This is a genomic window from Levilinea saccharolytica, assembly GCF_001306035.1.
In the GTDB taxonomy this organism is placed as follows: Bacteria; Chloroflexota; Anaerolineae; order Anaerolineales; family Anaerolineaceae; genus Levilinea; species Levilinea saccharolytica.
Window position 1 is genome coordinate 1 of record NZ_LGCM01000053.1, and the last position, 22,918, is coordinate 22,918.

Consider the following 22,918-nt stretch of genomic DNA (forward strand, 5'->3'; position numbering starts at 1 on the left):
TCGGCCGCGGTGATCACCCGGTCGGTCAAATTGCTGATGATATACAGGGACACCACCTGCATTTTGGTGGGGTCGCTGAAATCGAAGAAAATGTGCAGCCGGTCGGCCGACAGCCCGCTGAGATCGGTGCTCTTGTCGTAAATCAGCACCGGCAGGCTCACCGCCGCCCCGTTCTCCACCTCCGCCGCCCGCAGCAGGTCCGAGGTGAACACAAAACCTTCATAGTTCACCGAGGCCAGATACACGCGGTCGCGCGGCAGTTCCACATTCTCAAAGCGGAAGCGTCCCAGCGCGTCCGTCACCCCCGCCTGGGTTTCCACCAACTGCATATTCTCATACGCGCTCAGGGTCACATCCAACCCGGCGGGAACCGCCCCCCCAGAGCCGTTTTGCACCTGCCCCTCCACCTGCGCTTTCGCTGCCGGTGCGGGCTGATCCTGGGGGTCGCTGTTGGGGCTTTCTGCCGCGCTGGGCACAGCCGTGCCCTGAGGAACCTCGCCGCTGGCCGCCGTGCCGCGCTGCTGCTGGTAGCCCAACGTGCGCACAAAGCCCGCTACCGCCCAGCGTTCCTTCTCGTTCAGCTTTTCCGAGAAGCCGGGCATCTGACCCACACCCTGGGTTGTCACCTCGTAAATCTCACTCAGCGATACCAGGGGCAGCACCGCCGGGTCGCCCCAATCCGGCACCGAAACATCCGTCTGCCCAGCGCGCCCATTGGCGCCGTGGCAGCCGGAGCAGTTTTCCATATACAGCACCATGCCCGCCGCCAGCTCTTCCTGCGGCACACTCAGGCTCAGGCTGTAGGCCACCACATCCCAACGCTCGCGGTCGCTCAGGCTCTGGCCAAAGGGCGGCATCATTTGTTCCAACCGGCCGTTGGTCACCACCTGATACCAGTCCGCCGCGGACGCCTGGCGGGCTACCTCGGGCAGGCCAATTTGAGGCGGGCGGGTGGGCAAATTGCCCGACTGCTCCCCGTCGCTCAGGCCGGTCAGGCCGTGGCAGGCGGCGCACTTGACCGCAAAAATGGCCTTGCCCGCCGCGGGGTCGGGCAGCGCCACCGGGAACACCGTCTCCACCCGTTCCGGAACCGGCGTGGCGGGCGGCTGATAATCCGGCGGCGGGGTCACATCCGCCGCCAGCGAAACCCCACACCCGCTCAGCAGCCAACCCAACACCGCAACCCCCATCCACAGCCCAATGCGGGCTTTCTTGAAGCCGCTCAATACGTTGTTCATACCACCGTCCCGCAGCGTGAGCAAAATTGATCCGATTTTTGAACCGGATTACCGCACTTAGGGCAAAAGCCAGCCGATTTTTCCTGGCGGCTGCGCCGCCGCGCGGCGATCTGCGCCTCCAGCTCGTCCATCTCCGCCGCTGCCTTGGGTTTCGGCTGTGAGATGGGCGCAGCGCTGGCGGGCCGCACCGCCACGGCGTTTTCCAGGCGTTCTTCCGCGCTGGCTGCGTGGGTGTCGCCGGTCAGCGCGTCCAACTGGCGCAGCACGTTGGCCGCCGACTGCATCAAATACGCGCGCTGCACGGGGTAATCCTCCGCGGGGATTTTGCCCAGGGTCTGATCAAATTCCAGCTCGCGCAGGGCCGTCAGCAGCCGGTCGCGTTCGGCCAGCAGCCCAGAGCGCACATGCTCTTCCTGCAAGTGAGCTTTGCGCTCCACCAGGGGCTTATTCTCCGCCCCGCGCTCAAAAAAAGGCCGGCTGACAAACATCATCACCAGCACAGCCAGGGAACCAATCAATAAAATAGAGCCAAAATCCATCATGCGCCGCCGTTTCTAGTTGAGAACACTTTCCACCGCCGCCTGAATTTCAGACAGCGAGGTGAATGGGCCAATTTTTTGGTAAGCCAACCGGCCTTCACGATCTATGATATAGGTCTCCGGCACACCGCGAATGCGGAATAGCTGTGAGATAGTAGTGCGCAGATCCGGCCCGTTGGGGTAGGAGATGGCGAACTTCTCCAAATAGGCGCGCGCCTCCGGCTCGGTATCCACGTAGTCCACCCCCAAAAAGACCACATCCCCGCGTTCGCGGTAGAGCTGCCAGGCCTGTTCCAGCTCGGCCGCCTCCGCCTCGCAGGGGGTACACCACGATGCCCAGAAGTTCAGCACAATCACCTTGCCGCGCATCTCCGCCGTGTGGTATGCCTCGCCGTCAAAGGTGGTCACCGAAAACGCCGGAACTTCCTGCCCGATGACAATCGGCCCCTGCTGGGCGCGGCGCAGCCCCCAGGCGATCAGCGCCAAAAAACCAGCCAGAGCCAAAAAAGCCGCCGCCACCACCCACAGAGGAAGCCGCCGCGGGCCGGGGGTATCCCCCACGGTCTTGGGTTCTTCATGGTTCATGCTCAATCCCTCACTCGCTGCTGCTTCCGCGGATCACTCCGGGCGCTGCCGCAGTTCTTTTTCAATCTCGGCCAGGTATGGGTCGGCCGCCGGATCCACTTCTGCCGCGGCAGCCGCTGGAGCCGCCGGTTTGCGCCGTGTGCGCCGCAGGGTTTGGGCCACAATCACCCCGCCCACCAGCAGCGTCGCCAGCGGCAGCACATACACCAGCCAGTTCAAGCCCCGGCGCGGCGGCTCGGCCAACACACGGTCACCGTAATGCAGGGCAAAGTACTCCTCAATCTGTTCACGCGTCCATCCCTCGGCCAGCTTTTCGCGGATCAAATCCCGCCATTGGGCGCAGGCCTGGGTCCCGCATACATCCAGGGGGATGTTTTCGCACACCGGGCAGTACAGCTCTTTGGCGACGGCGTTCACGTCGTCATCCGTGGGCGGTTCACTCTGGGCAGAGACCTGCCCCACCGCGCCCCAGGCCGCGGCCATCAGCAGCAGCAAAACCCACCCAGCCGCCCATACGGCGCGCCTCTTTTGATTGCTCCACACGCTTTTGTCCATGCTCCCTGCCGTTCCTAATCGCCCACTGCGGCGACTTTCACCGCGGCGCGGCGCGCCGCCCGGCGCTCATCCAGTTCTGGTTCTTTGCTCGGCCAGGCGGCCACCATCATCCCCACAATGAACACCATCCCGCCCAGCCACAGCCAGTTCACCAGGGGGTTCACGTAGATTTTGAAGGTCGCATTCTCGGTGGAAATGGGTTCCCAATCCACCAGCAGAATGTAAACATCATCTTCCATCGTCGAGCGCAGGCCGGGGATGGTCATGGGTTGGCCCGAATCAAAGTAAAAATCGCGCCGCGGGTACAGCTCACCCACCGGTTGACCGTCGCGCGACACGGCCATCACCGCGCGGGCCACATTGCGCCCGTCCTCCGTGTCAAAAATGGCCAGCGAACGGAAGGTCACCTCGTAGCGCCCCAGCCGCAAACTTTCACCGCGCTGCAGCGTGCCCTGGGTTTCCGTCTGGAACATCTCAATCCCAATCACCCCCAGGGCCATCATCACCACGCCCAGGTGCACAATGTACCCGCCGTAGCGGCGGCGGTAACGCCCCACCAGCCGCCACAGGGCCACAAAGGGGCTTTCGCCCGTGCTGCGCATGCGCGCCCGCACCCCGCGAATGTAATCGTAGAGGGTTACCGTCACCACCAGGGCCACCAGCCCAAAGCCGGCCAGCGCCCAGGGACTGCGCACGCCGCTGGCAAACACCGCCCCCACCGCCGCCAGCGAAGCCAGCGCCGGAAGCCACAGGGCCTTGCCCAGCGTCTTGGCGGTGGAATGTCCCCAGGCCGAAAGCGGGGCGATGCCCATCAGCGCCAGCAGCGCCACCCACAGCGGCCCGGTGGCGCGTTCATAGAAAGGCGGCCCCACCGTCACCTTTTGGCCGGTGAACAACTCCGAAATCAGCGGGTAAATCATGCCCCAAAAACAAACCGCCAGCAGGCCCATGAAGAGCAGGTTGTTCACCAGGAAAAGTGCCTCACGCGACAGCAGCGAGGTCATCTGCCCTTCGTCGCGGAATTCGTTCCAACGCCACAGCAGCAGCCCCAAGGAAATGGCCGCCGAAAGGGCGATAAAGGTGAAGAACAGCGGGCCAATGGCGCTCTGCGCAAAGGCATGCACCGAGGTCAGCACGCCGGAGCGCGTCAGGAAGGTGCCCAAAATCACCAGGAGAAAAGTGAGGATGATCAGGATCATGTTCCAGCGTTTGAACATGCCCTTCTTTTCCTGAATCATCACCGAGTGCAGGAAAGCCGTGCCCGAAATCCACGGGTTGAGCGCGGCAATTTCCACCGGGTCCCAGGCCCAATAGCCGCCCCAGCCCAAAACGTCATAGGCCCAGCGGCTGCCCAAAATCAGCCCCAGGGACAGGAACAGCCAGGCCACCAATGTCCAGCGCCGCGTCACGCGGATCCAGCGGTCGTCGCTGCGGCCGGTGATCAGCGCCGCGATGCCAAAGGCAAAGGGGATCACGAAAGACACAAAGCCCAGATACAGCATGGGCGGGTGAATGATCATGCCCGGATGGCGCAGCAGAGGGTTCAGCCCGCGCCCGTCCGGAGGCGAAACCGCCAAAGCCCCAGCCGGTTGGAACAGGGCCACCACCTGCTGGCCGCCCGCCGTCTGCCAGAAACGCTCAAAGGGGTTTTCCAGGAAGACGCTCATCCCCAGGAAAAATGCCAGGGTCACCAAAGACACCGCAATCACCCACGGCTGAAATTCCCGGTCGCGGTCCCAACGCCGAAGCATCACCGCCGAGGCAAAAGCCGCCAGCAGCCAGGACCAAAACAGCAGTGACCCGGCCTGCCCGCCCCACAGCGCCGTGATCTTGAGATACAGCGGCATGGTGCTGCTGGTGACGTTGTACACGTACTGCACCTGGTAGTCGCCCCGCACCAGCAGGGTCACCAGCGCCAGAGCCGTCAGCGTGATCAGCGGGAAGGTTAACAACATGGCGGCCCGGGCGCTTTCCACCCAGGCCAATGAATTTTTCCGCGCGCCAAAAATGGCTGCGCCGATGCCGTACAGGGAAATCACAAACGCAAGCAGAAGCGCCCCAAAGCCAAAGTTCGCCAGCATGATCGCCTACTTTCCAGCCTGCTCAGGGACCGCCTCTTCGTACTTGGTCGGGCATTTCAGCAGCAGTTCTTCTGCATAGAAAACCCCGTCCTCGCCCAGTTTGCCGGTCATAATGGCCTGGGCCTCATTTTTCAGCAGGTCGGGCTTCACCCCTTCGTACACCACCCGCATGCGCGCCAAACTGGAATCCTGCGCGGCTTGTTTGAGCACCGTGGCCATTCCGCCCAGGCGCTCAATTTCCTTATGATCGCCGGGAATGTTCGCCACGCTGAAGCGGATGGTCAGGTTTTGGGAATCGTATTCAATCGTGTCGCCCAAAACCACGCCCGAAACGCGCACTTCGCGCCCCTGCATCTCGCCCGCGCGCGCTTCCAGCTCTTCTACCGTTAAGAAATACTGTGCTCCCGCACTGGTGGAGGAGACAATCAAATACACAATCGCCGCAAAAATGAGAACCGCACCCACAATAAACTTAGCCCGCCCACCCGACCGCATTGGCAGGGCCGTTTGAGGTTGTGTCACCGAAGATGCATCCATAACGCTCTCTACCTCCAATCGTGAATACCAGAACAAGTCGCAGAATATCTGTATTTTACCGTCATTTTGTCTGATTTAGATTAATCTTGGATGAGAGGGTAACTTCACCGGCTTGAAATGAAATTGCAAGGTGCTTTGGTTAAGATTGCATGAGATTAGATTAATTCAGGATGAGAAAAATATGGTAAAATAATCCCAAATTGGATGGTTATTATCTGTTGACATTTCATCGCGCTCCCCTTCTTCTTCATTGTCCACGATACATCAGCCATCCTGCCGCATCCTTCGGTGGACCTCAAACCCACCAGCGCCGGAAAAACCGCCGGACGCCCCATGAGAGGAGGTGGTTGGCTCAAGTTTGACAAGACAGCAAAAATTTCGCTTTTTAGCTTGAACTGGTTGAAACCTACGAGGAGAATGTTATATGCAGCGAACAACCAAACTGATTGCATTGACGGGTGTGCTGGTGCTGCTGGCCTTCGGCCTGATCGGCGCGGGCGCAGCGCAGACTGCCGCCGCCACACCCACCCCGGTGCCCACGGTCGTGAAGACCCTGCCGCCGGTTGTCGTCCCCTTTGAAGAAGAATGGAAAGCCTCAGGCCACGCGGCCTTTGACGCCCCTGCCTTCACCCACTGGGACACCGAAACCCCCGTCGAAATTCCGGTGACCTGTGCCAAGTGCCACAGCTCCGGCGGCTTCCTGGATTACATCGGTGCTGACGGCAGCGCGGCCTTCGCCGTCAATAAGCCCGCCGCCATCGGCTCAGTCATCTCCTGCACCACCTGCCACAGCGGCACCAAGCTCGACACGGTTCAATTCCCCTCCGGCGTTGAGCTGACCGGCCTGGGCGCCGAAGCGGTGTGCATGACCTGCCACCAGGGCACGGCCTCCAAGGCTACCGTGGATGAAGCCATCGCCAAGGCGAACCCCAAGGACGATGACACCCCCGTGGCCGAGATGGGCTTCACCAATATTCACTACTTCGCCGCCGCTGTCACCCGCTATGGGACGGTGGTCAAAGGCGGTTATGAATATGAAGGCAAAGCCTACGACGCTCTCTTCGATCATGTCGAAGGCGTGCAGGCCTGCACCGACTGCCACGATTCGCACACGCTGGAACTGAAGCTGGATTCCTGCGCCGACTGCCACACCTCGGTCAAGACCGTGGCGGATGTGCGCAAGATCCGTTCTCTGGCCTCCACCGCCGATTATGACGGGGACGGCAATGTGAAGGAAGGCGTGGCCGAAGAAATTGACGGCCTGCGCGCCATGCTCTTCACCGCCATCCAGGCCTACGCCAAAGAGGTCGCCGGCAGCCCCATTGTTTACGATTCCGCCGCCTACCCCTACTTCTTCATTGATACCAATGCCGATGGAAAAACGGGCAAGGACGAGGCCATCTTCCCCAACAAGTACGCCTCCTGGACCTCCCGCCTGGAAAAGGCTGCCTATAACTACCAGATGTCCGTCAAGGACCCCGGCGCCTACGTTCACGGCGGCAAGTACATCATCGAGCTGCTCTACGACTCGATCGAAGACCTGAACACCAAACTCGCCAAGCCGGTGGACCTCTCCAAGGCCAACCGCATTGACGCCGGTCACTTCGCTGGCTCCGAAGAAGCCTTCCGCCATTGGGACGAAGACGGTGTCGTTCCGGGTTCCTGTGTCAAGTGCCACACCGGCGCTGGCCTGCCCCAGGCGATCAAAGAGGGCGTCAACACCTCGATGGCCCCCTCCAACGGGCTGATGTGCGAGACCTGCCACGACGACCTCACCAAGTTCACGCGCTACGTCCAGAAGGAAGTCACCTTCCCCTCCGGCGCCAAGATCTCCTTTGGCGAAACCGCGGACGACAACCTGTGCTTGAACTGCCATCAGGGCCGCGAAAGCACCACCAGCGTCAACAAGGCCATCGCCGGCATGGACGCTGACACGGTTTCTGATAAGCTCGGCTTCCGCAACGTGCACTACTTCGCCGCTGGGGCCACCCTCTTTGGCACCGAAGCCAAGGGCGTTTACGAATACGCGGGCAAGACCTACGTGGGCAAGTTCAACCACGACGGCAAGCTCAACACCTGCACCTCCTGCCACGACACCCACGCTCTGGAAGTCACCGCAGACTGCAAGACCTGCCACCAGACCGAGGACGCCGCCGCCATCCGTATGCCCACCAGCCCGGATGACTACGACGGTGACGGCGACGTGAAAGAGGGCATTCAGGGTGAAATCGACACCCTCCAAACCCAACTGCTGACGGCCATTCAGGCCTATGCCAAAGACGTGGCCAAAGCCCCCATCGCCTACGATGCGCACGCCTATCCCTACTGGTTCGCCGACACCAACGCCAACGGCAAAGCGGATCCCGACGAAGCCAATTATGGCAACGGCTACAAAGCCTGGACCCCGCGCCTGCTGCAGGCCGCCTACAACTACCAGTACGTCCTCAAGGACCCCGGCGCCTTCGTGCACAACGCCAAGTACGTCATGCAGGTCATGATCGACTCCATCCAAGACCTGGGTACCAAGGTCAAGGTGGACTTCAAGGGCAAACGCCCGTAATTCACATGCACACGCGTGGGAGGCCCGCCATCGAAAGCTGGCCTCCTGCGTAGGCTTCACGAAATCAGGTAGAGGCGCTTTGGGCAGCCAGAGCGTCTCTACCTCCGTCATTTTCAATACCCTATGCCATCATCCGTTCGTCTATTCCAACTTCACACAAAAGGAGACCAACCTATGAAGGGAGATCTGCTTAACCCCCGCACAGGTTTCCGGATCCTCACGGTCGCCGCGCTGGCTTTCCTGGCCCTGGGGCTGGCTTTGCTCTTCCCAACCCCCCCCGCCCAGGCTGCCCCAGCCGTAGAGAAGGCCGCCGTTCCAATGGCGGAGGCGCAAGCCCCCCACCCGGCCCTGCAAACCGATGTGGACTGCCTGACCTGTCACAGCAACCCCGATATGCAAATCGCCCTGCCCAACGGCGACCCGCTGCGCATCGGCATTGACCCCGAAAAGTACGCCGCCTCGGTGCACGGCAGCCGCGGGTTTGTGTGCATCAACTGCCACGCCGACATCACCGGCTACCCGCACCCCGAACAAACCGCCCAGGACCGCCGCGACTACACCCTGCAGTTCAGCGAATCCTGCAAAACCTGCCATGAGGATCAATACAGCGAAATGCAGGACGGCGTGCACATGCGCGCCCTGCAGAGCGGCAACCGCAACGCCCCCGCCTGCGCCGACTGTCACGATCCGCATTATTCCGCAGCTTCAGCAGACGACCAGGGCGGCTCATCGCCCATCGCCCGCGCCGAAATTCCCCAAACCTGCGGCAAATGCCACGCCGGCATCTTCAACGATTACAAGAACAGCGTCCACGGTGCCGGCATCCTGGCAAACAACGATCCCAACGTGCCCACCTGCACCGACTGCCACGGCGTGCATTCCATCGCGGATCCCACCACGGCCGAATACCGCATCAATTCGCCCCAGTTGTGCGCGGAATGCCACACCAACGCCGAGATCATGGAACCCTATGGGCTGTCCACCCAGGTGCTCAATACCTACGTGGCCGATTTCCACGGCACCACGGTGACGCTCTTTGAAAAGCAGTCCCCCGATCAGCTCACCAACAAACCGGTGTGCTACGACTGCCACGGCGTCCACGATATCCGCGCCACCGACGACCCCGAAAAGGGCTTGCAGTTGCGCGGCAATATCCGCGCCACCTGCGAAAAATGCCATCCGGGTTCGGGCGACAACTTCCCCGATTCGTGGCTGAGCCATTACATCCCCAGCCCCGAAAAATACCCCCTGGTCTACTACGTGCAGCTTTTCTACCAGATTTTCATCCCCACCGTCCTGGGCGGCATGGGCGTGTTCGTCCTCTCTGATATTTACCGCCGCCAGGTGATCAACCGCCGCAAACCGACCCCGCCCGCCGAGCCCACGCCGGAAACTCCGGCTGCGCCCCAGCAGGATTCGGACGCAAAGGAGGAAACCCATGACTGACACCCCTTCCACCTTCCTGCGCTTTCCGAAATACCGGCGGTTGGAGCATATCGTTCTGATTGCCTCCTTCACCACCCTGGCCCTCACCGGCCTGCCGCAAAAATACCCCACCGCCGGCATCTCACAGGCCTTCATCGCCATCCTGGGCGGCATCGAGACGGTGCGCATCATCCACCGCATCGCCGCCACCCTCTTCCTGCTGGAGTCCGTCTATCACCTGGTGGTAGCGGGCTACCTGCTGTACGTCAAGCGCGAGCGGGCCACCATGCTCCCCGGCGTCAAAGACGCTGTGGACGCCTGGCAGGCTTTCTTATACAACCTCGGCCTGCGCAAAGAAGCCCCCAAAATGGGCCGCTACAACTTTGCCGAAAAAGCCGAGTATTGGGCTATGATCTGGGGTCTGCTGGTCATGGCGGTCACCGGCTTTATGCTCTGGAACCCCATCGCCACCGCCAGCGTGCTCCCCGGCCAGTTCATCCCCGCCGCCAAAGTGGCGCACGGGGGTGAGGCCGTTCTGGCGGTGCTGGCCATCATCCTGTGGCACTTCTACAATGTCCACGTTAAGATGTGGAACAACTCCATCTGGAACGGCAAGCTTACCCGCCACCAGATGGAAGAAGAGCACGCCCTGGAACTGGAAGAGATCGAATCGGGTGCGGCTGCGCCCGTGCGCCTTTCCAGCGCCGACCACCGCAAACGCATGAACCTCTTCATCCCCGTTGCCGCCGTCGTCAGCCTGGTTTCGCTGGGCGCAGTGTACTGGTTCGTCACCCTGGAGCAAACCGCCATCGAAACGGTTCCCCCCGCCCTGGAAAACTCCGGCCCGGCCTTCCAGCCCATGCCCACTGCCGCCCCAGCGGGTGAAGCCGCCGCGGCCGCGGACGGCGCCCTCAATTGGGCGGTGATCGGCCCAATCTTTGGGGCCAAATGCGCCGCCTGCCACGGCACAGCCGGTGGCGTGGCCCTGGACAGCTACACCAACGCCGTCCAGGCTCCGCTCATCCTGCCGGGCGACGCCGCCAACAGCCTGGTGATCCAGTCGCAGGAAGCCGGCGGACACCCGGGTATGTTCAGCCCCGAAGAGCTGCAACAGATCAAGCAGTGGATTGACGCGGGCGCGCCGGAAGAATAAAGCCCCCGCAGACCTGCGCTGTCGTGCTCAGACTGGCCCTTACCGGCCAGTCTGTTTTTTTGTACCTGCGGGCAGAATCCGCTATAATACCCTTGGTCATGGACTCCGGTAGCCAGTAGGGCGCGTTCGCTTTGTGAACGCACCACCCTACCGAAACCTTGCCGCCGGTAGGTTGTCTTCTTTTGTAAACGCGCCTTCTGGACGCACCGCAGCCGCGAAAGAACCCTAACCGCCGACCCGCTTCACCCACACCCCGCACACCAGGGAGGATCATCCTCATGCCGCAAGCCGTCCTGCATTTCCCCGCCGGGTTCCTTTGGGGCACCGCCACCGCCTCGCAGCAGGTGGAAGGCGCCAACACCAACAACAACTGGGCCGCCTGGGAGCAAACTCCCGGGCACATCCACAACGACGAACGCGCCGGGCTGGCCTGCGACTGGTGGGGTGGACGCTGGAAAGAAGATTTTGACCGTGCCGCCGAAACCGGCCAAAACGCCCACCGCCTGTCCATCGAATGGAGCCGCGTCCATCCCACCCCCGACCGCTGGGATGAGCACGCCCTGGACGTCTACCGCGAGATGCTGCGCGGTCTGGTCAGCCGCAATATGACCCCCATGGTCACCCTGCACCATTTCAGCGAGCCTTTGTGGCTGGTGGAACGCGGCGGCTGGGAAAATGACGAAGCCCCCGCCCTGTTTGCCGCCTACGCGGCCAAGGTGGTCGAAGCCCTCAAGGAATACACCAACCTGTGGATCACCATCAACGAACCCAACGTCTACACCTATTCCGGCTGGCTCAACGGCGGCTTTCCCCCCGGCAAAAACGACCTGGGTCTGGCCTTTAAGGTCCTGGCTAATCTGCTGCGCGCCCACACCGCCGCCTATGCCGTCATCCACCGCCTGCAGCCGCAGGCGCGCGTGGGCGTGGCTCACCACCTGCGCGGCTTCGTCCCCGCCCGCCCCGGCTTCGCCCCCGACGGCTGGATGGCTTCCATCCTCTCCAACAACTTCAACTTCGCCTTCCCCAACGCCCTCACCACCGGCAAACTGAACTTCGCCTTCCGCTCCGCCGCCGTCCCCGAGGCCCGCGGCACCCAGGACTTCCTCGGCATCAACTATTACACCGCCGATCAGGTCACCTTTGCCCCCCTGGCGTTTAAAGATTTCTTCACCCGCCGCGCCTACGACCCCGCCGCCGCCCTCAGCGAAACCGGCTTCATCGCCTCGGTGCCCACCCAGTTCTTCCGCTTCCTCAAATGGGCCAAGGGCTTCAACCTGCCCATCCTCATCACCGAAAACGGCGCCGAGGACTCGCGCGACCATTTCCGCCCGGCTTACCTGGCCGAGCATATCCATCAAGTGTGGCGCGCCATCAACTTCAACTGGCCCATCAAGGGTTATTTCGTCTGGTCTCTGGTGGATAATTTCGAATGGGAACGCGGCTGGAGCCAGCGCTTCGGCCTGTGGGGCCTTGACACCGCCACCCAGGCGCGCATCCGCCGCCCCAGCGTGGATTTATACGCCGCCGTGTGCAAAGAGAACGCGCTTTCCTCCGCGGTCGTTGAAAAATTCGCCCCCCAGGCCCTGCCGCGCATCTTCCCCGGCTAGCCCGGCCGCTTCTCTCTTACAGCTCGCGCAGCATATATAAATCCCCCGTGTCAAACCCGCGCGCGCGGTAATAGGCGCGCGTCCCCACCGCCGCGATCACCGCCAGCCGCCGGAACCCCGCCTGGCGGGCCAGCTCCGCCGCCCGATCCAGCAGCTGTGTGCCCAGACCGATGTGCTGGGCCGCGCCGCGCTGGGCCTGCCCCACCCCCAAGCTTTGGCCGTACACATGCACCTCGCGGATGATGGCTGCCCCCTGCAAATCGGCAAACAAATCCGCGGGCAGGCGCATGCTGTGCGGCAGCGACAGGCGTAAATAACCCGCCAGCCGGTCGGAGGGGGTCACAAAGCTCAGGAACACTTCCTCCGCCGCCCCGGCCGCGTAGCGCAGCTCTTCCAGCTCCAAATGCTCCGGGTTGACGGCGATGGCCCCCACCTCGCGGCAGCGGATACATTGACAGCGCTGCCCCCGCCGCTCCAGCTCGGCCAGCACATCCTGACGCAGACTGGTGCGCTTGTTGCCCTCCACCACATGAGTAGAAGGGATGTCGCGGATCACGCGGTTCACCCGGCAGTAGCGCGGGATCTCCGGTTTAACATCCGCCAGCAGGCGCGTCAGCGTTTCGGTGTCGTAGGGGCGGTATTCTCCCCGCTCCCAAAAACGGTACAGCTCGGTGCCTTCCAGCAGCTGCGTGGGGTAAATTTTGATCTCATCCGGGCACAGCCCCAGCCCGCCTTTGGCCGCTTCCCACAGGCGCAGGAAATCCGCGCGGTCCGATTGCGGTGTGGCCCCCAGCAGGTTGGGCATCCAATGCAGCACGATCTTAAAACCCGCCGCCCGCAGCAGCTCCACGGCCGCCGCTGCCTGGGCGGTGGTGTGGCCGCGTTGGTTCAGGGCCAAAATGGCGTCGTCCAGGCTCTGCACGCCCATCTGCACCTTGGTCACCCCCAACCGCCGCAGCCAGGCCAGCTCTGTGGGGTTAATCTCGTCCGGCCGCGTCTCCACCACCAGACCCACGTTGCGGTGTTCGCTGTCCTCATTCCAGGCGTGCGCCTCATCCAGGGTGTCCGCAGGGCGGCCGTTCATGGCGTCAAAGCAGCGCCGCACAAATTCTTCCTGATAGTCGCGCCGGTACGCGCTCCAGGTGCCGCCCAAAATGAGCAGCTCGATCTTATCCGTGGGGTGTCCCACCGCCTCGTAGGAGGTGATGCGCGATTCCACCTGCCGGAAGGGGTCAAATGCGTTTTGAAAAGCGCGCGCCGCCCCGGGTTCATCCGGCAGGTAGCTCTTGGGCATACGCACATCTGTGGGGCAAAAAATGCAGTGCGCCGGGCAGGGGTAGGGCTTGGTCAGCACCGTCACCGTGGTGACCCCCGAAAGAGTGCGCACAGGTTTGCGCCGCAAGCGGGCCAGCAGTTCGCCGTCCTCCGGCCATTGGCCGCTTTCCACTTTCTGACGGTAGAGCGCCACCAGCAAATGTTTGCCCACGTGCCCGGCGCCCCCCGGCAAGGGGTTGCGCCGCACCGCGTCCGTCACCTTCACCCCCGCCCGCACCGATTCCAAAATGCGCTCTGCCGCGGCCAACTGCTCGGGGGTATATTCGCGCCGTTTTAACCACTCTGGCTGCGCCATGCTGCTCCTCACCGTCAAATCTTAACGTCTCGCCCTTCGCCGCGCTTCACAGGGTATAATGAGAGCGGACCGCCCCAAAGCGATCCCCTCACCTTCTTTCAAACGCAGTCCCAGGGTTTGTTCCACCATGCAGGCAGAAACCGTTTCCTTCTTATTAGACCTTAATCGTCAATTCTACCAGACTTTCGGCGAGGCCTTCGCTGCCACCCGCCGCCGCATTCAGCCCGGCATCCAGCGCGCCCTGGAAAGCATCCCCCCGCGCGGCCGCTGGCTGGACCTGGGCTGCGGCAGCGGGGCGCTGGCCGCCCGCTGGGCGCGCGACAACCGCAAAGGGCTGTATCTGGGTCTGGATTTCAGCCCCGTGCTCCTGCAGGAGGCCCGCGCCGCCCTGCCCGAGCCCCTGCCCGCTGGTCTGGATATCCAATTTCTCCCCGCCGACCTCAGCCATCCCCACTGGCCCCAGGGGCTGCCCGCGGGGGGCTTTGACGGCGTGCTGGCCTTCGCCGTCCTCCACCATTTGCCCAGCCGCCAGCTGCAAGCCCGCGTGCTCAGCCAGGTGCGCGCCCTGCTGTCTCCCGGGCAGCGCTTCATCTTCTCCGTCTGGCAGTTCCAGCGCAGCCCCAAGCTGATGACCCGCGTGCAGCCCTGGTCCACCCTGCCCCAGGTGGACTCCACCGACCTGGAACCCGGCGATACCCTGCTGGATTGGCGCTGCTCCGTGCCCGGCCAGCCTGAACAAAGCGGCCTGCGCTATGTGCACCTTTTTACCCCCCAGAGCCTGGCCGAGCTGACCGCCGAAACCGGCTTCGCCCTGGTGGAGTCCTTTGATTCCGACGGACATACCGGCAATTTGAGCAGTTATCAGATCTGCAAAGCGGTCTAAATCCGCCTCCCCGCGCCTTTTCTCATTTTAAATTAATGCTATACTCCCCTTTGGATGTCTCTGTGGGGAGAATATCCTTTTTTAACATCTTCCCTTTCCCCTTAACCGAATCAGGGGCCTATCCTTCTTTCATCTATCAGGAGAGTAAAATGAAAAGAGTCTGGTCTGTTTTATTACTGCTGATCTTCAGCCTATCGTTTTTCCTCTCCCCCATGCCGGCCCAGGCTCAGGCCGAAACCCCGCCGCCGCCCGCCCCCGCCGCCGACCTGCCCGAAGGTGTTTTCCAGGATGGTGAAGGGCTGCTGTTTGCCCAGGAGGAGTCCCTCACCGCCCAGGGCCAGGAACCGGCTGCCCCCCAGGCGGCCTACGGCTCCGCCACCGACAAATTCGGCTACAAGCGCAGCGCTGTTCCCATGCAGTGGCTGGATGTAAAAACCAACGGAACCCCGCTGAGCATTGACACCGGATATCTGTTTGAGGATGTCAGCCTTGCGTTTGACTTTCCTTTTTATGAAAACCTGTATGACCAGCTGTCTGTAGGCGGCTACGGCTACCTTCAGTTTGGCGAGGTGTATGCCACCAGCCAGGGTTATCTGCCCGCCCTCGAACGGCCCAATTCGCTTATCGCCCCCTTCTGGTTCCCGGCCAGATATTCGGACACCGAGGCCGGGGTGTATACCATGAGCGGAACCTGGGATCGGGCCACCCCCGAGGTCGGTCTAAAGTACACCGCCGTGGAATGGCACCGCGTTCAGGATGGGTATGGCAATACCTTCACCTATGAAGCCATCCTCTTTGAAAACGGCACCATCCTGTTTCAATATGCCGATATGCTGCTGAACGCAAATAGTTGGTACTGCGGCACAGCCGGCATCGAAAACATCTCTGGCGAAATCGGCCTCAACACCCTGCGCTTCTGTTCGCAGCAAAAGAGCAACACCGCCTGGAAGATCACCCGCCCCAGACTCAGCGCCCGCATTCACATCACCAAACCCTATCAGGGCGGCCTGGCCAGCGCGGGCGGCTCCTTGACCTACCGGGTTATGTCCAAAAACGCGGGCGACCTCGGCCCCGATACCTTTGACATCACCGCCAGCTCCAAATGGCCGGTGACCTTCTTCCAGAACGACGGCGTCACGCCCCTGGAAGACACGGACGCCGACGGCAAGGTGGACACCGGTTCTTTGGAACCCAATGAGACCTTCGTCTTTCTAGCCCAGGTCAATGTCCCCGCTGGTCTTCTGCCCGGAAAAGCGGTGACCTCGCTCGTGACCCTGCGCTCCTCGCTCAACCGCAGCAAAACCGCCAAAACCACCCTCACTACCGCCGTATCCAACCAGTTTACCCTGGTCTTTTTCGGAGATGAGAACCCCCGAATCTACCAGGCCGCTCCCGACCAACAAAACCTGTATGAAGCGGAATTTAGTTCGAGCCTCTACCAACAAGCCGACGGCTCTTATATCCAAACTGGAGATTACTGGGATTGCTTGGATGAAGATTGTGAGCAGGACTACCAATCCATCGCATATACCCACATCAACCATGACGGCTCCGAGTTAACGCCCTTGACGGTCCTGACGGATTTTGGCAAGGATCCGAACATTAATGTCAGTTTGGGTCAGACTGCGTTTCTGCCTGATGGACGCTTTGGAATCTTATTTACAAAAACTGAATTTTCACCAGATCCAGATGATGATACTTACCGTCGAAATATTTATCTAGGGATTGTTAATCTCACCCCTGGTGAATCCTTGTGGACGGAAATCAACCTGACGGGGGATGATGAACTTCGTCAGGGGGCCCACTTATATAGCTACCTTTCCCTGGCCGCCACCGCCGATGACCGCTTTGTGGCCGCCTGGACGCGCTGGGAACGCGACTTTGTCGCTAATAAATACCTGTCTCCCGCAGTGTGGGGCGCTTCTGTGGCTGCCGATGGGCAGGTTGTTACCCCCGCTGCCCTGCTGACCCCCGAACCCGGCTCGCATTATTCTTCCGTCGTCATCCCGCTGCAGGCGGGGGATGTCGCTATCCATTGGATCGGGTATCATCAGGCCAAACCCAGTTGGGGCTACCAGGTCTACGCCTCCGCCTGGGACACTAGCCTAAATCCCCTGGTGGCCCCGCGCAAGATCGCCAAAGCGGACGGTTACCTCAACGCCCTGCAGCTGCCCAACGGGAAAATTTTGGTAGCCTGGTATCGGACTTTCGGAAACTGGTCCACCAAATTTACCGCCCGCCAACAATATACCCTGCTCAAGCCCGACACCCTGGCGCGCGCCTCCGGCGTGCGCACCCTCAAGAAACCTTTCTCCGAAGAGCGGTACGGCAGCACCACCGCCCTGACCTACGACGCCGCCGGGGACGGGGTGCTGATCTGGCGGGCCAACAGCGGGGACAGCTTCTCTGACCTGTTCTACACGCGCATCAGCGGCCGCTCCGGCGCGGTGCTGACCAAGACCATGCCCATCGCTGCGGGCATGGACACCTACAACGTCTGGAATTTTGACGAGAACAACCTCACTACCAACTTGGTTCCGTGATGGGCTAGTTGAAGGTTACCCCGCGGGGAAGGGTTGTCATTCGCCCTTCCCCGCTTTTTGATTCGACCTCATATTCCCTCTTTATTGCAGCTTCTCAATGATTAAAACAATGCTATACTCAGCGGTGAGAGTGTTCGCTGGGGGGAATCCTGTTTCAATGCACCCCGTTTCCTCCAGCTAAATCCACAGCCCATCGATCCACCACAGAGGAGAACTGCATGAAACGGGTTTGGTCCATTCTTTTTACGCTGATCTTCAGCCTATCGCTGCTCATCCCCCCCACCCCGGCTCAGGCCCAGGCCGAAACCCCGCCGCCGCCCGCCGCCGCTGCCCAGGGCCAGGAACCCGCCGCCCCCCAGGCGGCCTACGGCCCCGCCACGAGTAAATTTGGTTACAAACGCCAAGCCGTCCCCGTCGAGTGGCTGGACGTCAAAACCAGCGGAACCCAGATCAACATTCACGATAGGAACGATGCCGTTCCAATGGACTTGGGGTTTAATTTCAATTTTTATGACCAGTATTACAACCAGACCATGATTGATGGGGGCGGGCATCTCGAATTCGAACGGGGCGAGTTTTATGGCCCTGGGATGATCCCCACGGTGACCGAAACCTATCCCTTCATCGCACCCTACATGTTCGGCGCGGAGTATACCGATCCATGGGGGGGATATATCGATCCTGAAGTGGGCGTGTACACCATGAGCGGTATCTGGCCCACAGGAACCGAAGCGGGCCTGAAATATACCGCGGTCGAGTGGTACCGCGTTCAGGATTCGGACGACAACACGTACACATTCGAAGTCATCCTCTTTGAGAACGGCACCATTCTGTTTCAATATGAGGATATGCTGATTTCCGATGACTACAGCTGCGCCTTTGGCGGCATTATGAATAATACCGGCGATAGCCTGGTTACGCTGCGCTCTTGCACGGTGCAGAAGAGCAATACCGCCTGGAAGATCACCCGCCCCCAACCCAGCGTCCGCATCAGCATTCCTAAACTGTATCAGGGAGGCCTGACCAACCCTGGCAGTCCCTTAAAATATCGGGTCGTCCTTCGCAATTCGGGTGACCTTGGTACCGATACGTTTGACATCACCGCCAGTTCCAGGTGGCCGGTGACCTTCTTTGCGGCCGATGGGGTCACCCCATTGACGGATACCGATGGAGATGGAAAGGTGGATACCGGCGCCGTGCCAATCTACGCATCAACCGCCCTCTATGCCCACGTCACCATCCCGATTGGAACCCCGATCGGTGCCGCCAATACGTCGAAGGTCACTTTCCGCTCTTCCCTCAACCGCAAGAAATCCGTCAAAATCACGCTCGTCACCGCCGCAGCCAACCAGTTCACCCTGGCCTTTGACGGCGACAACGGCAGCAAAATTTACCAGGCAGCCGCCGATCAGCAGAATTTAAGCGATGCCCTCACCGGCTCCAATATTCAGCAGTTGGCCGACGGCTCCTACCTTCAACTGATCCATCCCCGCAAGTGCCTGGACGAAGAATGTCTGGAAGAGTACACCAGCCTTGAATACACGCTGGTTGAACAGGACGGTATACAGTCTGCCCCCATCGTTTTAACAGATTTCGAGAAGGACACCCACACGTTTGTGGATATCGGTCAGGTAGCTCCCCTGGCAGACGGGCGCATTGGCGTCCTGTTCCTTAAGATCAAGCCCGAAGGTGGCAGCCTCAATGATTTCGACCGGGAGCATAGCATCAGTTTAGGCATCATCAACCTCAACCCCGGAAGCCCTGTATGGACGGAGGTGAACTTGACGGGTGATGAAACGTTCTTTTGTGATGTTCTCGAGCATCTGTCCCTGGCCGCCACCACCGACAACCGCTTTGTGGCCGTTTGGACCCATCAGGAGTTTGATTACGACACCTATACTTACAAGGCTCCCAATATTTGGGGCGCTTCGGTCTCTGCCGACGGGCAGGTCGTGACGCCCGCAGCCCTGCTGGAGCCTGAACCCGGCAACTATGCGTACTCCCATGTGATCCCCCTTCAGAACGGCGGGGTATCCATCCAGTGGGTAGCCTATTTGAGTGGAAAACCCGCTTGGGGCGCTCAGGTGTATGTGTCATCCTGGAGCTCCGGCCTGGAGATGTGGGTGGCCCCACGCAAAATTGCGAAATTCCAATCAGGAAATCTCAATGCAGTGCAGCTTCCTAACGGAAAAATCCTCCTCGTCTGGAGTCACAACGGCAATTTCAAAAACAATCGCTATCAATACACCCTGCTCAGTCCCGACACTCTGACGCGCATTTCGGCCATCCGCACCCTCAAGATCCCCTTCCAGCAGAATTACGGATTTTTGTCCGGGGCTCTGAGCTACGACGCTGCCGGGGACGGGGTGCTGATCTGGCGAGCCTACAGCAGCGACGGCTTCTCAGACCTGTTCTACACGCGCATCAGCGCCCGCAACGGTGCGGTGCTGACCAAGACCATGCCCATCGCTGCGGGCCTGGAGACCTACAACGTCTGGAATTTTGACGAGAACAACCTCACCACCAACCTGGTTCCGTGATGGGTTAGTTGAAGGTTGCCCCGCGGGGAAGGGTTGTCATTCGCCCTTCCCCGCTTTTTTGTTTAGAGCGATGTTCATCTATACCACCCTGACACTGCCAGGAAAGTTCTACTGGGTCAATCGGCGAATGTATACACGCGAAAGTCATCATTTTCAAAAATCAATTCGAAATATTCAGGGCTTTCTTGAATGAGCTGAATTAATTCCGGCTGACTTTCATAGGAATAATTCAATCGTACAATTAATGTACTTACATTCAGGTCTTTGATTCGCTGGAGCGCATCTCCATTCGGTGCGGGAACAGCAAGAGCCACCGATTTTCGATCTGTGAACAATGCTAAAACACGCGGCTTGAAAAACGCAATTACGTCTTTTGACGTTGTTTCGTTCTGAACAAAATGGAACAATTCCTGTGTTTCCTGCCTTTCAATATCGCTCACCGTTCTTGGGATGAGAGAAACGAAGATGCTGTGATAGCTAAAAAGTATAAATAAGAGCAATGAAAGGGAAAGGATCCTCGGTACCCAGAGGGAATATTTTTTTACCCGGTCAAAAAGAAACTGGACCCCTTCAAGAAAAAATAGAAAATAAAAAGGGATCATTGGCAAAATAAATCTCATCCCCTGATACGAGGGCCAAAATAATAAGGCAACGTTATAAACAAGAAAGAACAGTTCGTAACTGGTGACTGTTTGTTTTAATCGCACAAATAGGCCAACAATTACAAGCTCCAAAACCACTAAAAATACAATCGTTTGAATAATATAGCTATGAAAGGGAATGATGGTGGAAATTGACGCATACATTCCAAAATAATGTAAAAACGAAGCTGCGAGCATTGAGATGATCCCTAAAAGGGATTTTGGCAATTGATCTGCGTAATTCCCTGTTTCAGGGATCAACAAAAATTGGAGCATGATTAAGGCAAAAGCTGAACCGATCGTGATTATGGTTGCTAGAGATATTTTTTTATTCTTCTTCCAATCTAAAAGAAGTAACACAGGTATTAAGCATATCCCCAATGTTCTGGTTCCATACGCAAGGTAGATCAAAATTCCGGTGAGGCAGCTTTGCAGCCATTTTGTCTTGTCACTCGAAAGGATCGAGGTCTGATCATTCATTCGACGTAAGGAAATGACGCAGAATAAAATGAAAGGGATATCGGACATAATGCTGTCCGCTTGGGCAAAGAAAGGCGGATATAAACCGAGCGTGATAATAAAAATTACCTTAAGAATTGGTGAAAAATACCTGGGAACTACTCTCTCGGATAAATAAAGAAGAAGCAAAATAAAACTGATCACGCCAATCAATTTGAGAACTTTCAAATTGACACCCCAAATCGCTACAAACGGGGCGAGCAGGAGCGGGAAAATTGGCGGGTACGCTTTTGGCCCATAAAAGGAAGTATCCACGTTATAAACATAGTTCGTTTGTGCGTATGGGGTTCCAGAGACAATATTCTTGGCATGCATAATATACATACTAAAATCTCCCCCCCAATCATGCCCATTGCTCATATTGATCAGATAAAAAAATGAAATCCAGGTGATTAAAAGATAATAAATGAAATCTTGTTTGCGTAAAACAACTCCAACGGGTTTCTTCATAAATTTCCCCACATTGTATGTTATTAAAAGATAGTATAGATTACGCAACCTTTTTTCTGTAAATTCGAGTCAGAAATATCCAATGTTCTTTAACAATCGGTACATCAACACAATAGATTAATTTTCAATTTTATATGAGAGATATAGAGTCTTAACCATTCTATAACTGCAATCGTATCCTCATTTTCGTCGCTTCCGCAGGTACAGCTTAGGATAAAAGCTAACATCAGCATGCCTAAATGGTAAATTGACATAAGATGACTGGAAAAATCTCCATCTATTACAGAAAATCGGGGTGGTGTCCAGGTGAGAATTGCTAGAAAACCAGAATACAAAACAACAATCGGTATTGCTTTCAATCGCCGCACTCCTGAAAGGGTTAGGAGAATGGGCAAACCAGGCATACCGTAAGGCATTAAAATCCCCGCTAAAGCTCCTCCTAGTTCCCAATACTTCCATTTTCGCGATACCAAAACAAATAGTGCCACAATGAAGGCTGTTCCCATGCCAAACTTTGCTAAAAATGTGTGAGAAGCAACTGTTTGAGCAAGGGGAGGATCGTTCAGAAGCACAAATAACCAGTCGGGATATAGTCGCCAAAAGAAAACACCGTAAGCCAAAACGGAAATTAAAGATCCTATCCAATCACGACGAGTTAGTATGTATAAAATCACAATAAAAATGCCACCTTGTGGCTTTATCAGTAAAATCCCGTACGCAAGCACACGGGACAGAATCGCCTGCCATTTGGTTTGCGATCTGTCTCCAGATATCAGTAACAAAAGTCCCGCACCAATAACAAACATATCAATTCCACCTGCTGCAACGATCCATATAAATGTATTGGTCGCAAACCATGAAAAGGCCGCCCACGACTTGTTATAGAAAAGAAAAGCAAACAATAGTGCTCCTCCCAACACAATATAAACTTTAGGCGTAGTAATAAAACACATAGGCCATAGAAATAAAACTGCAAAGGGAGGATTATAGAAATGAGGGATGCGCGTCTCGGTTGACCAGGGGTTTATCCCCGATAGGATTAGTCTAACACCTCGTTGCATATTCTCAAAATCAAAGCTGTTAACTAGAAGAACATTCGTGACCACAATCATAATTAAAATTCCGGTAAAAAAGCCCAGCATAGCCCTGGTTTTATCAGATATGTAAGTTTTATTACCAGGAAGTTTTGTCGAAAATTTCATAATGTTCTCCTAGTAGAATAATTATGGGGAGGTATTTAACCCAAGTTGCTACCACAGGAAGTTGATGGAGGTCGCGAGGACAAACAGAGCGACTTTAAGTTCAAAACCACGTGCGGTCACCGCATGAATTGATTTTGGCAACAGCCGCTCCAACAAACTACCAGTCGTTTCAACCATTTTGCGAATGGAGGCTTGCAGATACGTGAAGAAAGGCGGAACGGGACGCAAGG

16 protein-coding genes and 1 pseudogene are annotated in these 22,918 nt (G+C 58.3%); 7 read left to right on the forward strand and 10 right to left on the reverse strand.

Annotated features, from left to right (window positions below; all coding sequences use genetic code 11):
• From ADN01_RS14705 to ADN01_RS14730, 6 genes are all read right to left on the reverse strand, one after another.
• The coding region (locus tag ADN01_RS14705) for a c-type cytochrome (RefSeq protein WP_152974029.1) at positions 1–1,238 on the reverse strand (1,238 nt) is incomplete at its 3' end.
• A complete protein-coding gene (locus ADN01_RS14710; protein WP_062417317.1) occupies positions 1,235–1,780 on the reverse strand; it encodes a zinc ribbon domain-containing protein in 546 nt (181 codons plus the stop codon). The genes ADN01_RS14705 and ADN01_RS14710, both read right to left, overlap by 4 nt.
• 12 nt (positions 1,781–1,792) lie before the next feature.
• Complete coding sequence (locus ADN01_RS14715; RefSeq protein WP_062417316.1) at positions 1,793–2,362, reverse strand: TlpA family protein disulfide reductase; 570 nt, start codon at positions 2,360–2,362, stop codon at positions 1,793–1,795.
• 33 nt (positions 2,363–2,395) lie between these two features.
• Positions 2,396–2,917 carry a cytochrome c-type biogenesis protein gene (locus tag ADN01_RS14720; protein ID WP_062417315.1) on the reverse strand — a complete coding sequence of 174 codons (522 nt, stop codon included), beginning with the start codon at positions 2,915–2,917 and terminating at the stop codon, positions 2,396–2,398.
• A gap of 14 nt (positions 2,918–2,931) precedes the next feature.
• A complete protein-coding gene (locus ADN01_RS14725) occupies positions 2,932–4,998 on the reverse strand; it encodes a heme lyase CcmF/NrfE family subunit (protein WP_062417314.1) in 2,067 nt (688 codons plus the stop codon).
• 6 nt (positions 4,999–5,004) lie between these two features.
• Positions 5,005–5,520, reverse strand: a complete 516-nt coding sequence (locus tag ADN01_RS14730; RefSeq protein WP_160318440.1) for a cytochrome c maturation protein CcmE — start codon at positions 5,518–5,520, stop codon at positions 5,005–5,007.
• 439 nt (positions 5,521–5,959) lie between these two features.
• Between ADN01_RS14730 and ADN01_RS14735 the strand changes: the two genes are divergently transcribed.
• The 4 genes from ADN01_RS14735 to ADN01_RS14750 all read left to right on the forward strand — a co-directional run bounded on the left by ADN01_RS14735 (position 5,960) and on the right by ADN01_RS14750 (position 12,280).
• Positions 5,960–8,095, forward strand: a complete 2,136-nt coding sequence (locus tag ADN01_RS14735; RefSeq protein ID WP_062417312.1) for a cytochrome c3 family protein — start codon at positions 5,960–5,962, stop codon at positions 8,093–8,095.
• Between the two features lie 174 nt (positions 8,096–8,269).
• Positions 8,270–9,541 carry a multiheme c-type cytochrome gene (locus ADN01_RS14740; protein WP_062417311.1) on the forward strand — a complete coding sequence of 424 codons (1,272 nt, stop codon included), beginning with the start codon at positions 8,270–8,272 and terminating at the stop codon, positions 9,539–9,541.
• Entirely contained in the window at positions 9,534–10,673 is a 1,140-nt protein-coding gene (locus ADN01_RS14745) for a cytochrome b/b6 domain-containing protein (RefSeq protein WP_062417310.1), read from the forward strand. The genes ADN01_RS14740 and ADN01_RS14745 overlap by 8 nt, the downstream gene beginning before the upstream one ends.
• A gap of 278 nt (positions 10,674–10,951) precedes the next feature.
• Entirely contained in the window at positions 10,952–12,280 is a 1,329-nt protein-coding gene (locus tag ADN01_RS14750; protein WP_075071237.1) for a glycoside hydrolase family 1 protein, read from the forward strand.
• 16 nt (positions 12,281–12,296) lie between these two features.
• Here ADN01_RS14750 and ADN01_RS14755 read toward each other — a convergent pair whose 3' ends face one another.
• Entirely contained in the window at positions 12,297–13,910 is a 1,614-nt protein-coding gene (locus ADN01_RS14755) for an elongator complex protein 3 (protein ID WP_062417308.1), read from the reverse strand.
• 127 nt (positions 13,911–14,037) lie between these two features.
• Here ADN01_RS14755 and ADN01_RS14760 point away from each other — a divergent pair, with 127 nt between their 5' ends.
• The 3 genes from ADN01_RS14760 (at position 14,038) to ADN01_RS14770 (ending at position 19,876) form a co-directional block, all read left to right on the forward strand.
• Positions 14,038–14,793 carry a class I SAM-dependent methyltransferase gene (locus tag ADN01_RS14760; RefSeq protein WP_062417307.1) on the forward strand — a complete coding sequence of 252 codons (756 nt, stop codon included), beginning with the start codon at positions 14,038–14,040 and terminating at the stop codon, positions 14,791–14,793.
• A 149-nt stretch (positions 14,794–14,942) separates the two neighbouring features.
• Entirely contained in the window at positions 14,943–17,336 is a 2,394-nt protein-coding gene (locus ADN01_RS14765; RefSeq protein ID WP_062417306.1) for a hypothetical protein, read from the forward strand.
• A gap of 218 nt (positions 17,337–17,554) precedes the next feature.
• The gene (locus ADN01_RS14770; RefSeq protein ID WP_075071238.1) at positions 17,555–19,876 is read left to right on the forward strand and encodes a hypothetical protein; all 2,322 of its coding nucleotides are present in this window, start codon (positions 17,555–17,557) and stop codon (positions 19,874–19,876) included.
• Positions 19,877–19,992: 116 nt separating this feature from the next.
• Here the strand turns inward: ADN01_RS14770 and ADN01_RS14775 are convergent, their stop codons facing one another.
• From ADN01_RS14775 to ADN01_RS20145, 3 genes and pseudogenes are all read right to left on the reverse strand, one after another.
• Entirely contained in the window at positions 19,993–21,486 is a 1,494-nt protein-coding gene (locus ADN01_RS14775) for a hypothetical protein (RefSeq protein ID WP_062417305.1), read from the reverse strand.
• Positions 21,487–21,590: 104 nt separating this feature from the next.
• Positions 21,591–22,688, reverse strand: a complete 1,098-nt coding sequence (locus ADN01_RS19380) for a hypothetical protein (RefSeq protein WP_147238985.1) — start codon at positions 22,686–22,688, stop codon at positions 21,591–21,593.
• Between the two features lie 48 nt (positions 22,689–22,736).
• Positions 22,737–22,918: pseudogene (locus tag ADN01_RS20145) on the reverse strand (IS982 family transposase); the annotation flags it as partial.